We start from the raw sequence: 15,862 nt of genomic DNA on the forward strand, positions 1-15,862 counted from the left end.
GATGGAAAATATAATATACGAAATGATACACAAATGGTGGAAGTTAGGGATATATATAACTGCCTTTAGCTTGAATAGTCATGCACAAGAAGGAAGTGTACGCTTTGAGAATAATAATTTGGAACTGGACTTTAGTCGAGTGGTATCTGGAGAAAAGTATGACGGACCATATACGATAAAAAAAGCAAAAGGTCGTTTCGGAGAATATAAGACCATTGGAAAAATATCGACAACCTCTTTTGTAGATAAGGATGTGGAGGGAAATGCTTACGACTACTATTATACTATCGTAAGAGAAGATAGTTCGGTGGCGCTTCTAGGGTTAGAAATCGACCTGTTTGGCGAATATACCTTTATCTATAGCCCGACCGATAATAAATTGCAGGTAGGACAGGAAATCAATAATGTGCATGATCATATGTTCGGACAAGAGTTTAGCCCGTACCGTTATGCTGTTTTATTTAAACCGGGCGACTATAGAGACGCAGGTTTATTAAATATCCCATTTTATGTACAAATTGCTGGTTTGGGGAAGATACCTTATGATGTGCAGCTTTCGAATATACATACACCTCCTCATTTACCTAATGGGAATGGAACTTGTACTTTTTGGCGCTCGGCGGAGAACTTTTCTGTTATTGGACCAGAGAACTATATGGAGGAAGAAACGTTTAAGTGGGCTGTCTCACAAGCGGCTCCGTTACGACGGATCTATTCAACACGTGTTGTGCGCCACCAATGGGGTAATGGCTGGGTGAGTGGAGGCTATACTGCAGATTGTTATTTCGAAAGTGCAGCTGGATCCCGACATCAACAACAGTGGTATACACGTAATTCGCATCTCAACAAAGGTCGGGGTGATTTTGAGGAAATAAAATATAACTATTGTTTTCAGGGGGTCTCTCTTGGACCAACGGTAGATCGGGGCGGCTATCAGAACAATTGGGACGGTGGAGGGAATGTGACCGTTATTCCGACAACACCTGTTATTCGTGAAAAACCATTTTTGTTTATCGACACCGACGGCCGGTATAAGGTGTTTCGACCTGCACTGCAACATAACAGCGTAGGAGTGTCCTATACCAGAAAAGATATGGGTGAAGGGGAGTTGTTTGATGTATTGGACGACTTCTTTGTCGTAAAACCTGGAGTGGATGTGCAAACAATCAATCATCAATTGCAAAAAGGAAAACATATTCTTTTTACGCCCGGTATGTACGAGCTCGAAGCACCCATACAGGTAAATCGTCCCAATACGATCCTTTTAGGGCTTGGATTAGCCACCTTGATTCCTGCCGAAACAAATACAGTCTCTGCGATCGTTATTGGTGATGTAGATGGGGTAACCGTCGCATCATTGATGTTTGATGCGCATTATAGCTCGCATAGCTTGCTTCAGGTAGGATATACAAAAACAACTGTCAGACATAAAGAGAATCCGGTTGTACTAGCGGATTTGTTTTTCCGGATTGGAGGTTTCCGCGCAGGGAAGGTGCATGTGGACCAGACGGTTATTATTAATAGCAATGATGTGATTGGTGATCATTTTTGGATATGGCGCGCTGATCATGGCGTGAAAGGTAGCGTAGGTTGGTATATCAACACGACAGCAAACGGATTGGTCGTACATGGAGATCATGTTACAATGTATGCGCTGTTTAATGAGCATTTTCAGGAATACCAAACGTTATGGAATGGAGAGTTTGGACGTACTTATTTTTTTCAGTGTGAAACACCGTACGATGCACCAAATCAAGATGCTTATAGGAGTGAAGAAGGAACGAAAGAGGGATATGCGGCTTATAAAGTTGCTGATGATGTCAACTATCATGAAGCCTACGCTTTTGGAATATACGATGTGCTGATCAACGAGATTGCGATAGAAAGTTCGGTGGAAGTACCAAAAGGGAAATCCAGTATTGTACTTCGGCATATTTGTAACAACAGCTTGTCTAATGGACCAAAACGTGGGTTTAGATATGTCATCAATCGTATACGGAAGAGTACGTTTGACACTTGGCGGGATAATCGGACTTTTGTTGTTGATTTTAAATCTAGTGATTGAAAAGCTAATACTTTGCAGCAATTGGTGTTTTCTCTTTGGCCGTAGTAGATGTCTATAGGATTAAAAAAATAGCTATATTTAGTTGCTCAAATAAATCGTATGCATGTCTCCGCATTAAGCGGAACGCGTGTTGTAAGATGACTAACTAAATGAAAAAAAATATCTTAACAATCGTGTCTTTGAACATTGCTGTTGTGTTTGGAAATAACGAGCTGGATTCGACATTAAACGTGCTCGATAGTGAGATAAAGCAGGCAGCTGTTTATTTCGACGCGAAAGAACGAAGGATAGAAACGCTAAGAGTACAGCGGAACGAATTAAGTCGTATTCCAGAACAGACCTATCTATTAAACGCGGAACTGTACAATGAATACAAGGATTATATCTCCGATTCCGCAGTACATTATTTGAATCTGAATTTAGATATTGCTCGTATATTAGACGATTCAGGGAAAATTTACGAAACTCGTATTGCATTAGCTTATCTTTTTGTACGACTGGGAATGTATAAAGAAGCATCCGACTTGTTGGAAAGGGTGGATAGGTCTTCTCTTGATAAACGCCAACTTCCAAATTATTATATTGCGTATCGCGAACTCTATTTGGGCTTAGGACAATATAGCCAGAATACGATAGGACGTAGTCAATATTGGGCACAAGCAAAAATGTTCAATGATAGTGTGCGGAACACCATGCCGGAAACTTCAGAAGAATACCTACAGATTCTGGAAAAATCATTACGGTTAGATAGTGCCTATCAAGAGGCTCTTTTAATTAATAATCAACGATTGAAACTAGTAACATCGGCTATGCCTGGCTATGCTTTAGTGACGTTCCACCGCTCCTTGCTTTATCGTAAGATGGGGGATATAGAAAACGAAAAGAAATACCTTACGCTTTCGGCTATCTCTGATATACGACTCGCAATAAGAGATAATGCTTCTATCCCCATATTGGCCAACCTCCTAATGGAGGAAGGGGATATCAACCGTGCTTATTTGTATATCCGTTCGTCACTAGATAACATACAAAAATATAATACACGTATCCGGAGTTCTGAAATCTTGAATATCCAGATGATTATAGACGAAGAATATAAGCGTAGGAATGAAGAGAAAAGTCTTCAGCTAAAGAGTTTGTTAGTAGTTGCCTGTTTATTGTCTGTGCTGTTAATCATGTCTGTTATATATCTGTATAAATATCTAAGAAGATACAGACAATCCGCGCGGAAATTAAAAGAAAGTAATGAGGAATTAGCGTCTTTTAATCAAAAGCTTCGGGAGATGAATAGAGAGCTAAAGAGCAGTAATCTGGAAGTTGCCGAAGCGAATCATATAAAGGAAGAATATATTGCTTATTTCCTCAATGTGTGTTCAAAATATATCATCAAGTTGGATGACTACCGAAAAATGGTTCGTAAGAAGTTATTAGGAAGAAATTATGAAGAGCTATATAAGATAACACAGGATAACACTTTGGTGGAAGACGAAATGCGAGATCTGTTCGCCAACTTCGATACCATGTTTATCAATTTGTTTCCAGATTTTTTAAAGGAGTTTAACGCACTGTTGATGGATGACGAACAGATTTCTGTTAAAAAGGGAGAAGTATTGAATACAGAGTTGCGCATTTACGCCCTCATACGACTCGGTATTACAGACAGCTCAAAAATAGCTGATTTTCTAGGATATTCCGTAAATACAATATATAACTATCGTACAAAAATGAAAAATAAATCTAAAGTATCCCGCGAGGAATTTGAACTCTTTGTCAAGAAAATAGATGCTTTCAATTAAGGAGAATTTATACGAGCTCTGCTTGTTTCGTAGCACAGATTGACTATCTTTAGCGTTCTAAAGTTATCGAAGCGTACCAATGATAAGCAGAATAACATTTTTTTATGTTTCGCTGTGCCTGTGCTTTTATTGTTATGGACAGGAGACGGTTAACTTTAAGCACCTGACTGTAGGCGAAGGCCTGGTAAGCAATCATATTAATACCATCCTAAAAGATGAAGTTGGATTTTTATGGTTTGGCACCAATACAGGGCTAAGCCGTTACGATGGATATCGTTTTAAATCCTACTCCAATAAACCGAACGATGTATCTTCCTTGATCAATAATGCGATTATCGATTTGTTCATTGGCTTTGATCAAAAGCTTTGGGTAAGAACGAATAAGGGTAACTGTATATATGAACATACCAATGACTCTTTTAGCTGGAACGTCGATAGCATACTGGTTGATAAAAGGTTTGTGGCCGGCGATGTTCGTAAGATAATTATTGCGGAAAGGAGTTCTTATGTGCTGTATGAAAACGGTGATTTGTATTATTCAAGGGAAAGCCGGGGGAAGCAGGAGGTCGCACGTTGTGAAGCTGATATGTCGGGTAAGATTACGGATATCCGTTTAGACTCCATTCGCCACGTATTGTTGTTGGTATCGGATCACGGCGAAGTTATGTCCCTGGATACCCAAAATTTGCAACCTCAACAGCATATCACATTTACGTTTGAACGTTTGGTGGAAAAGCCGAATTTTCAGCTATTTATAGACGATTTTTCTGGTGTTTGGGTGTACGCCAAAAATTTTCCTTTCGGTACACTGTATTATAAAACGTTAAGTTCAAAAGCTGCGGTTTTCAGACAGTTAGAAGGAACGTATCCCGTCAATAATAATACGATCAGCAACATACAGCAGTTGGATCACACGGTTTGGCTTGCAACGGATCATGGAGGCATCAACGTATTCGACCTCCACACCGAAAAAGTTGAATATCTCGTTCATGATCGAGCCAATATATCCTCACTTCCCTACAATAGTACGACAGCGATGTACAAGGATAACGACGGTATCATGTGGGTAGGGACATACAAGGGAGGGGTTAGTTACTATCATCCTGATTTAAATTATTTTAGTCTGTACCAACATCAGGCAGGTTATCCAGAGAGTTTACCTTTCAATGATATCAATTGTTTTGTCGAAGATAAAAAGGGTATAATCTGGATCGGAACAAATGGTGGTGGACTGTTGCGGTTTGATCCGAAAGGTCAGACTTTTCGATCCTATATGCATGATAATCAGGATAATAATTCGTTGGGGAGTAATGTGGTGGTTAGTTTGTACATTGATGAAGAGGAAAACTTATGGGTGGGTACGTACCACGGCGGGCTTAATAAATTTGAAGAAGGGAGTTTTAGACGCTTTTTGCACGCTTCGGACAGTTCGACAACGATAAATGATAATTGTGTGTGGAGTGTTTTTCAGGATTCTAAAGCACGTTTTTGGGTAGGATTGTTGTCGGGAGGTATTGATTTATTGGATAAAGCTACGGGACGTTTCCAACGTTTCAAATCCGTCTTCTCCACTGATTTTAGCTCATCATGTAATGCTAAGTTTATTGAAGATCGACGCGGAAATATTTGGGTCGGAAGCTCGAATGGAGTCGCCAAGATTTCTCCCGAGGGTGCGATCATGGTTTATGATGAAGGATCGAAAAATAGAACATTGACTAATAATGTTGTTTCGGATTTACTAGAAGATCGCACAGGTAATATTTGGGTAGCGACGCAGACGGGAATTAATATTATATCCGAAACCAAGATCACTTATCTATCTACTGCTCAAGGATTGATTGACAATGTTATCGTCGGATTGGTTATGGACGATTTCGGTGATATATGGGCCACGGCTCCAACAGGAATATCCCGCATGCAATATATTCGGGAATCGGATAATTATACCATACAACGTTATGACCGATCTGATGGCCTGCAATCCTCCAATTTCAATGAACGGGCAATCTTTAAGATGAAGGATGGTAGATTACTTTTTGGTGGTTCGGAGGGCTTTAATATATATACGCCTCAGCCTATCCGACATACCAATTGGCACCCACCTTCTATAGTTGATTTTCGCATATTGGGAGGAAGAATGTCACCAAGCAACGTACAGAAACTTGTTAAGGATTGGCTGTATGCAATAGACGGTAAGCAGGCTATTCGTGTACCTCATCAGCTACATACCTTCACGCTTTTATTGGCAGATCTCGACTTTATTGGACGGAGCGAATCAAAAATACAGTATATGCTCAAGGGATTGAGCAATGATTGGCTTGATATCGAGAATATGGAAATTACACTCGCCAATCTTGGAGCAGGTAATTACAACCTGTTGATCCGAGGGGTGGATCATAATGGTGCTTATGCTTCGCCTGTGTCGTTGATAGAAATAACGATGCTGGCACCTTGGTGGCGTACCAATTGGGCGTATTTTATATACATACTGATGGTGGTAGGCGTACTGCTGTTTTTTAGGAAAATGGAGAAAATGAGAGCGCGGACGAGATTCAATTTGATCCAAGCAGAAGAAAAAGCGAGACATGCAAAAGAAATGGAAGCATTGCGGACTCGTTTTTTTACTAACGTGAGCCATGAATTCAGAACACCAATTAGTCTGATTATATCGCCGGTACAAAAGTTGAAGGTTACGGAAAAAAATGATGGAAAAGCAAAATACTTAGATATCATCGAACGCAATGCATCATCGCTGTTAAACTTGGTTAACCAGCTATTGGACTTCAATAGTATAGAGAATAACGAACATACGATGAAGAAAACATACGGTGATGTCGCCGTGTTTATCCAACATATAGGAGAGCAATTTGAAAGTATCGCGCAACATAAAAATATTCAGTATGTGGTGAATGTACCTCTTACACCTTTAGAAGTTTACCTAGACTTTGTCAAGCTGGAACGTGTGGTATTAAACCTTTTATCGAATGCCTTTAAATTTACCGATGCAGGTGGACGTATTTATCTGAACTGTTGTGTAGAATCACAAACGGATGAAATACGATTGGAGGTCGCTGACACAGGCATCGGTGTTCCAAAAGCAATGCAGCATAAGGTGTTTGAACGTTATTTCCAAGTTCAGGATAAGCGGAACATAGGAGAAAAGGGAAGTGGCCTGGGTTTGGCAATCGTGAAAGAATTTGTGCATTTGATGGCTGGACGTATACTGTTTACGAGTGAAGAAGAAGAGGGGACAATCGTGAAGGTGTGGTTACCTCGATTGGTATTGCCGGATACCATAGCACATGTGAAAGAAGAAGAGCATAGAATAGGGAAAAGCAATGAGGCCAGAATGAGAAAAGACCTTGACAGTGGTATGAAAAGCGGCCATCTGTTAAAAGTGATGGTGGTGGAAGACCATGCTGATTTCGCGTTTTATTTACAAGACAACCTGGGGGATTATTTTCAAGTTGATGTTTACAATACGGTGGAAGAAGCATGGAAGTCTATGTATCCTTATAGTCCGGATATTATTGTATCAGATCTTCACTTGCCCGGAAAATCAGGAATAGATTTTTGTAAGGAAATACGTTCGAATGGACGAACGAGACATATTCCGTTTGTATTAATTACCGCCGTCGGTACGGAGGAAAAAGAGATTGAGGCATTACAGCATGGTGCAACAGACTTTATCAGTAAGCCGTTTAACTTCGATGTTTTTCTGTCTAAAATAAAAGGATTTGTCGAACAACAAGAAGTAATGGAGAAGCACTACAAACGGCAGATTGATGTAAAAGTTGCCAAAGCGGAGGTCGTTGATGAGGATGAGCGCTTCGTACTGAAGATGACGCATATTATAGAAGATCATTTGCAATGTGAGCGCTTCTCGGTAGAAGTACTGGCCTCGCAGATGAATATGACCCGTGTAGGACTTTATAAGAAAATATTGTCGATGACGGGATTCACACCCATTGAGTTCATCCGTAACATTCGATTAAATAAAGCATTGGATTTGCTCAAAAATACGCAAATGACCGTTAGTGAAATTTCTTACGAAGTAGGTTTCGGAACACCAAAACAATTTAGCAAATACTTTAAAAATTTTTACGGCGAAGTTCCTTCTGCCTATCGGAAGTGACCAGAAACACCTATAATGAGGGGTTTGTTAACATTTTAACCCATAAAAGTTAACAAAATGACCCTCTGGTGCAGCAGAATACCCCCTATGTTTGCTGTAGAAGTAATAATTATAAACTGGAAATGCCGCATAGGCTTTCTCTAAATTTCGTAAACCTATAATGATAATGTGTAAACTTTACTTTACTTTTTTATGCAGTCTGCTGTTTACCGTTCTACAGGCAATTGGACAATCTGCAGATCGAGCAAGCTATCAAAAGACAGATCATGGCGTAAAGATTAGCTTCGCTGGATTACCGACGTCTGTGGATCAGGATATTTATCTAGATGCGATCCGCGATGATATTGTTCGTGTGACGGTATTACCGATCGATGTTCCCTTTCCTACACGTGAAAGCCTTATCGTTGTGGACTCCCTGCATCGTCTGGTTCATACGCTGGCTGTTGAAAGAGAACAAGACACGTTATATCTGCGTACAGAGAGCTTGGTCGTGGCTACTTGCTTACGTACTGGCCAGATCGTTTTTAAGGACAAAAATGGACAGACCATACTGGGTGAACGAAAAAGAGGAAATAACAGTTTCCGGCCTGATTCATACAATGGAGATTCTTTTTATGCGTTGGAACAGGGGTTTGAAATTGAGGAAAATGAAGGATTATATGGTTTAGGACAGCACCAAAATGCTGTAATGAACTACAATCATGGTAGACGTATTACTTTGCTCCAATATAATACGGAGATCGGTGTGCCGTTTTTACTGTCCACCAAGAATTATGGACTCTTATGGCACAATTATGCTATTACGACCGCCGGAGATGTACGCCCGTTACACCCATTAAATGCTTTTAAACTCACTTCCAAAGAAGGAATGGAGGGTTGGTTGACCGCTACTTATACGCATCGGGACTACCCGGATAGCGTATGGTTGAGCAGGCCAGAGTCTATTATTGATTATTCGTATCTGACCGATCAACATAAGCTACCTAAGGACATTGCGTTAGCGAAGGCGAAAGTGCGGTATGAAGGACAAATAACCTCTCCTTATTCTGGCTTGCACCGGTTGCATTTCAAGTATTCGGGGTATATGAAAGTGTGGATAGATGGAGAGCTACAGGAAGATAGGTGGCGAGAATCATGGAATGCGGGAACGTTCGAGATCGCTAAGGAAATGAAGGCGGACGAACCACACAACATCCGTATCGAATGGCTTCCGGATGGTAGCGAATCGTACTTTACCCTCAATTGGCAAAGCCCTTTACCAGAGGAGTTAAAGCATACTTTTTCCTTTGCTTCGGAGGCGGGCGATGCAATAGACTATTATTTTATCTATGGCAAAGATATGGATGAAGTTATATCGGGTTACCGTAAGCTGTCGGGCAAAGCACCGATTATGCCTTTGTGGAGTTTCGGTTTTTGGCAAAGTCGCGAGCGTTATAAAACACAACAAGAGATTGAGGAGGTAGCCCAAGAATTTCGGAAGCGTCGTATCCCGATCGATAATATCGTTCAAGACTGGTCGTATTGGGCGGAACACGACTGGGGTAGCCATAATTTTGACATGACCCGTTTCCCGAATCCCGACGGGATGATCCAAGGCTTACACGACAAAGATATACGGATTATGATCTCGGTATGGCCTAAAATTAATGAGGAATCATCTGTTTATCCAGATTTCAACAGTAAGGGTTGGTTATACCCGCGCAATATATACGATGGTAGAAAAGACTGGATTGGCAAGGGGTACACGTCAACATTTTATGATCCTTTTCAACAGGAAGCACGTCAGGGTTTTTGGGATCTGATGAATGAGAAACTGTATAAAAAAGGAATTGATGCGTGGTGGATGGACGCCAGTGAACCTGATGTGCATTCCAATATCAGCCTAGAGGAACGGAAAGCTGTTTTTCAGCCTGCTTTAGGCTCTTCGGTGCGTTATTATAATACGTTTCCGCTGATGAACGCAAAGGGAATATACGAAGGACAACGCCAAACGGATCCTAACAACAGGGTGTTTATCTTGACCCGTTCTTATTTTGCTGGTCAACAGCGTTACAGTGCGGCTGCGTGGAGTGGTGATATTGCATCCCGTTGGCACGATATGAAAGATCAGATCGCGGCAGGCATTAATTTCTCCATGTCGGGCACACCTTACTGGACGATGGACGTCGGCGGCTTTTTGGTGGAGAAGCGTTTTCATAAACCGCAAGCGCATGATTTGGAAGAATGGCGAGAGATGAATACCCGTTGGTACCAGTATGGTGCATTCTTGCCCATGTTCCGTGCCCATGGACAGTTTCCGTTCCGGGAGCCGTTTAATATAGCGGGAGAAGATCATCAAGCCTATAAGAGCATGGTATATTACATCAACCTGCGCTATACATTATTGGCGTACAATTATAGTTTAGCTGCAAAAACCTTCTTCGACGATTATACAATGATTCGGGGTCTTGCCATGGATTTTCCACAAGATCGTGAAACGTATGCGCTTAATGACCAATACCTTTGGGGACCGGCATTACTGGTGAATCCCGTAACGAAAAAAGGAGTTACCCAACGCGCGGTTTACTTACCCAAAGGTGCTGATTGGTATGATCTTTACCAGGGAACTTTTTTTAAAGGAGGACAAACAATACAGGCTGATGCGCCTTACGAACGGATACCGGTATTTGTCCGTTCAGGAGCCATCCTGCCGATCGGAAAAGAACTGCAATATACAGGAGAACAGCCGCAGGATGAATTGATACTGTATGTGTATGACGGTGCGGATGCTTCTTTTGAGCTGTATGAAGATGAAGGGGATAATTATAATTATGAAAAAGGACAGCACAGTACTATTGCGTTTACGTACGAACAGTCCAACGGAACATTGACCATAGGAGAGCGCGTTGGCAAATTTGCAGGGATGCTGAAAAACCGGGTATTTCACATCGTGTTGGTCTCCAAGCGAAATCAGGAAGGAATAGATTCTCCGCAAGGGAATAGAAAAACGGTCAGATACAGGGGAAAGGCAACCTCTATAGTATTGAAATAACGAGTGTTTACCAATCTAATAAACTTAATAACAATGAGAAGAAAACGACAGTTTTATCACCAATCGATCTTGCTGCTTTTGGCACTTTGCGTAAGCAGTTATGCCTGGGCACAATCGATACGAGGGCAGGTGGTGTCGTCCGCTACTGGCGATGCAATATCGGGTGCTAGTATTCAGGAAGGCGGACAGCAGGCCTCCACACAAACCGACGCCACAGGTAATTTTACCCTTTCGGCTAGTTTACCGGCCACGTTGAAGGTGTCTTATGTTGGTTACAAAACACAGGAGATTAATGTTACGCGACCGGATGCCTTGCTCATTCAGTTAGAAATAGAGACTTCTGATCTGGAAGAGGTGGTGGTGATCGGTTATGGTGCACAAAAGAAAAAGTTGACAACCGGAGCAAACCTACGTGTAGAAGGGGAGGATCTGGAAAAACGTAACCAGATTAATCCTTTGCAGGCATTGCAAGGACAGGCTCCTGGTGTTTCTATCACGTCTACCTCCGGACAGCCCGGAGCAGATATGCGCGTGGTTGTACGGGGATTGGGAACGATAGGTAATTCGGGACCTTTATATGTGATTGATGGTATCCCGGGTGGGGATATCAGTATCCTGAACCCGGCAGATATCGTATCCATCGATGTGCTCAAAGATGCTGCTTCGGCAGCGATCTATGGATCGCAGGCAGCGAATGGTGTCGTTTTGGTGACGACGAAGATGGGGACTTCCGGTAGAAGCCAGCTAGCTATCGATGCCTTTGCAGGTATACAGAATGTCGGGCGTATCATGCCGATGCTCAACGCAAGTCAATATAAGACCATCATGAACGAACAGGCTTTGAACTCGGGGGCGTCGCTGATCGATTTTGATGCCATGGATGACCTCGCTGACACAGAATGGCTAAGCCATATGTTTTCCGACAACGCTAAGATGCAAAACTACAATTTGGGCTTGACCGGGGGGTCAGAAAACTCGGTATATGCCATGTCTCTTAACTACATCGGACAGGAAGGTGTTGCCGGAGGAAAGGATGTTTCTAATTATGAACGCTACGGATTCAGGATTAATTCTGAACATAAGCTGCTGGACAAATTCCTGACTATCGGTCAACATCTAAATTTTAATTATATTCGTAATAATGGGATCAACGTAGGTAATCAGTACAATAACACCCTACGCGGAGCATTTGCTACGTCACCATTATCTCCGGTATACTCCGGCAACAATCGCTTTGGTATCCCATACAACGATACGTCCAACTCCCCTTGGTATACGGGTGACGGGAATCCTTACGGGTCTATGATGATAAATTCCAATAATGCGAACGATGCGCAGCGGATGCTGGCGGATATCTATGCCGAGATCGAACCGTTTCCGGGGCTAAAGATTAGATCCATTGGTGGATTCAATTATCATGCTTCCGAATACAGGAGCTTTACGCCATTGTATCAACTGTCTGCTTATGCTTATAATACCGATCATACTACTGTCAACCAAAGTATGGGAAAAGGGCACACCTTGACCTGGACCAATACCGCGACCTACGATTTCACGGTAGCGAACGACCACCGTTTTACGGCTATGCTGGGGATGGAGTCACAGCGTTATCAAGGCACTTCCCTATCTGGATCGAACTGGAATTTACTGTCACAGTTTAATGATTTTGCGCATGCCTACCTCGATAATACTACTGGCCAAGCGCATTTGGATGATGATGGCAATATCGTGGAAACACGCTTTGTCAACGGTCGGCCAGACAATATATATAGACGGGTGTCTTATTTCGGCCGTGCAGAGTATAATTTCAAGGAAAAATATATATTGAATGCCACTTTGCGAGGTGATGGTTCTTCAAAATTTGCCGATGGAAATCGGTGGGGTTACTTTCCCTCGGTATCGGCAGGTTGGATTGTTTCATCTGAAGACTTTTTTCAAGGAGCAGGCAATGCTATCAATTTTCTGAAATTTCGTGCGTCTTGGGGACAGGTCGGCAATCAGGATATTGCGGATTTTCAGTTTGCCTCGCCGATCAATACCTCGACTGGATGGACGTCAGATAACCCCGCTGCACATTATGTTTTCGGTACGGGCAATTTTAATGTGCCAGGAGCCTATCCAAGCCGACTTTCTAATCCTTTCCTGACCTGGGAAACCTCGGAACAGACTAATGTGGGGATAGATGCCCGGTTTTTGACTAATCGCTTGGACGTCGTTGCTGATTTCTATATCAAGAATACCAAGGACTGGTTGGTACAGCCTCCGATCTTGGCTACTGCTGGCGCTGGTGCTCCGTTTATTAATGGCGGAAGTGTCAAGAATACAGGGATAGAACTCGGGCTGTCATGGAGCGATAGAATGGGCGACGTGACCTATAGAGCTGGCCTCAATGGTGCTTACAACAAAAATAAAGTAGGCTTGATACCTACCGAAGATGGCATTATACATGGTCAGGGGAATATGTTGTATGACAATTCGGAAGAATTTTACAGGGCACAAAACGGATATGCTATAGGTTATTTTTGGGGATATGAAACGGCAGGTCTATTCCAAAGTGAAGCCGATATTGAATCTTGGCGAAATCAGGGATATGGCATTTTACAGCCGGAAGTGAAACCCGGTGATGTGAAATATGTTGACCAGAATAACGATGGCGTAGTCAATGCCGCTGATAAGGTGGACATCGGTGTAGGAATGCCCAATTTTACCTTTGGGTTTAATGTGGGGGCCAGCTACAAAAATTTCGACATTTCTGTCGATGCTTATGGTGTTGCTGGGAATAAGATTGTCCAGTCGTATCGTAACCATACTAATAAGCAGGCAAACTATACGACCCGTGTGCTCGACAGATGGACCGGCGAGGGAACTTCGAATAAGATTCCACGGGTAACGGAAACAAATATCAACTGGCAATTCTCTGATCTGTATCTACAAGATGGTGATTTTCTAAGGATTGCGAATATTACCTTGGGATATGATTTTTCGAAATTGACCACCTGGAAATTTGCCAATCAGATCCGATTGTATGTGCAAGGACAAAACCTATTTACATTTACCAAATATGACGGTATGGATCCGGAGATTGGATATGGTACCGATGGATGGGTGTCGGGAATAGATCTGGGGTATTATCCTAGACCTAAAGTTGTTCTTTTTGGAGCGAATATTAAATTCTAATCTATTTAATTATTGAAGATGAAAACGTCAAAAATACTATATACATCGATCTTAGCGACGAGCTTGTTTCTCAGCGGATGCTCCGCTAGTTTTCTGGATGTCGAACCGATGACCGATGTACTGGAAAATAATTTCTATAAGACCATCGATGATGCAGAGATGGCATTGATCGGTTGCTACGATGGCTACCAACGGACCTCCTCCAATGGCAATCTCTCTTTTACCGTTGCTTCGGAGATACTATCCGACAATTGTTTCGGTGGAACCGGACATACCGATGGAAGGGGCTATCAGGTGCTTGACAGATTTGATAAGGCACAGTCGCCTTCGGATAACAACCTGTTCGACGGTACATGGACAGACTACTATGCGGGTATTTTTAGGTGCAATACGCTATTGACTAAAATGGAAGAGACTGACTTTGGTGATCAGCAGAGTATACAACTTCGGATAGAGGGAGAGACCCGGTTTTTGCGAGCTATCATGTATTTCGATCTGGTTAGGTTATTTGGCCGTGTCCCTTTATTGACGAGTCCAACGAGCGACAATGTGCCGCAGGTGGAGCCTAAAGAAACGTATCAACTGATTGTGGAAGACCTCAAGTTTGCAGCGGATAATATTCCGGCGGACGCTTATCCGAAATCAAACGCCGCCAACATCGATGGACGGGTGACACCGCATGCTGCTAAAGCTTTATTGGCGCGTGTATACCTGTTTTATACTGGTTATTACGGAGTGGACGATTTGTCGGTGAGCAAGGCCGAAGTCGTGGCAGGACTAGAAGAAATAGTAGCGAGCAATGAGTTTGCCTTGCTAGCAGATTTTAAAAGTCTATGGCCAGCTGCAAGCTACGTGCCCGTTCCCGGCGACAACACGTTGGACCGCTCGGCGTATGCCGGAAAGGGTAACGTAGAAGTCGTATTTGCCAAAAAATTTAACAATACCCAAAACTATAACGGAAACATAGACGGCAACAGATGGCTGGTTATGCTCGGGCTGCGGAACACCAATTTTTCACCCTACGGGCAGGGCTGGGGAGCATGTACAGTCAACCCGAGACTGGTGAATGCTTTTTCGGACAATGACGTGCGTAAGGTGGCATCGATTATCGATATTGAAGGAGAAGGTATTGCCGGATTTGATGTTAACGACCAGCGAGAATATACAGGTTACGCAAACAAAAAGTATACACCTACTTCATTACCTGATGGTTCGTCTAATACAGGAGGAGATAACGATTTTCAGATTTCCCAAGATCAAGACTACCTTGTGATCCGCTATGCCGATGTCTTGCTGATGGCGGCAGAATTGGGCTCATCTCAGGCACAGAATTACTTCAATCTGGTCAGACAACGTGCTTATGGTAACAGTTTTGTGGCTTTGCCGGTAAACCAAACAAATATATTGGAGGAAAGAAGATTGGAGTTTGCTTTTGAGGGGATTCGCTATTGGGATCTATTGCGTCAAGGCGTGGAGAGTGCCGCAGCAACGATCGCGCAGACACAAAATGTATCGAGTGGTTCGGCTCCAGACCAAGTGGTTATCAACGCACAGCAGATTATCAGTACAAAAGGATTGATGCAGATACCGAACAATCAGATTACCTTATCAAATGGTGTTTTGACACAAAATGATGGTTGGAACTAAACTTATAAACG

Annotated in this window: 6 protein-coding genes; all 6 read left to right on the forward strand. The window is 42.6% G+C overall.

The features are described from left to right. The first annotated feature begins 1 nt into the window (after position 1). The 6 genes from H8B06_RS04130 (at position 2) to H8B06_RS04155 (ending at position 15,851) form a co-directional block, all read left to right on the forward strand. On the forward strand, positions 2-2,065 hold the full coding sequence (locus tag H8B06_RS04130; RefSeq protein ID WP_190993026.1) for a glycoside hydrolase family 16: 2,064 nt from the start codon (positions 2-4) through the stop codon (positions 2,063-2,065). 149 nt (positions 2,066-2,214) lie between these two features. After that, a complete protein-coding gene (locus H8B06_RS04135) occupies positions 2,215-3,861 on the forward strand; it encodes a DUF6377 domain-containing protein (protein WP_190993027.1) in 1,647 nt (548 codons plus the stop codon). 79 nt (positions 3,862-3,940) lie between these two features. Next, the gene (locus H8B06_RS04140; RefSeq protein ID WP_190993028.1) at positions 3,941-7,996 is read left to right on the forward strand and encodes a hybrid sensor histidine kinase/response regulator transcription factor; all 4,056 of its coding nucleotides are present in this window, start codon (positions 3,941-3,943) and stop codon (positions 7,994-7,996) included. 166 nt (positions 7,997-8,162) lie between these two features. Further along, positions 8,163-11,027 carry a glycoside hydrolase family 31 protein gene (locus H8B06_RS04145; protein ID WP_190993029.1) on the forward strand — a complete coding sequence of 955 codons (2,865 nt, stop codon included), beginning with the start codon at positions 8,163-8,165 and terminating at the stop codon, positions 11,025-11,027. A 33-nt stretch (positions 11,028-11,060) separates the two neighbouring features. Next, positions 11,061-14,204, forward strand: a complete 3,144-nt coding sequence (locus H8B06_RS04150) for a SusC/RagA family TonB-linked outer membrane protein (protein ID WP_190993030.1) — start codon at positions 11,061-11,063, stop codon at positions 14,202-14,204. Between the two features lie 18 nt (positions 14,205-14,222). Next, the gene (locus H8B06_RS04155) at positions 14,223-15,851 is read left to right on the forward strand and encodes a RagB/SusD family nutrient uptake outer membrane protein (RefSeq protein WP_190993031.1); all 1,629 of its coding nucleotides are present in this window, start codon (positions 14,223-14,225) and stop codon (positions 15,849-15,851) included. Positions 15,852-15,862: the final 11 nt, after the last annotated feature.

This window comes from Sphingobacterium micropteri (genome assembly GCF_014692515.1).
Classification (GTDB): domain Bacteria; phylum Bacteroidota; class Bacteroidia; order Sphingobacteriales; family Sphingobacteriaceae; genus Sphingobacterium; species Sphingobacterium micropteri.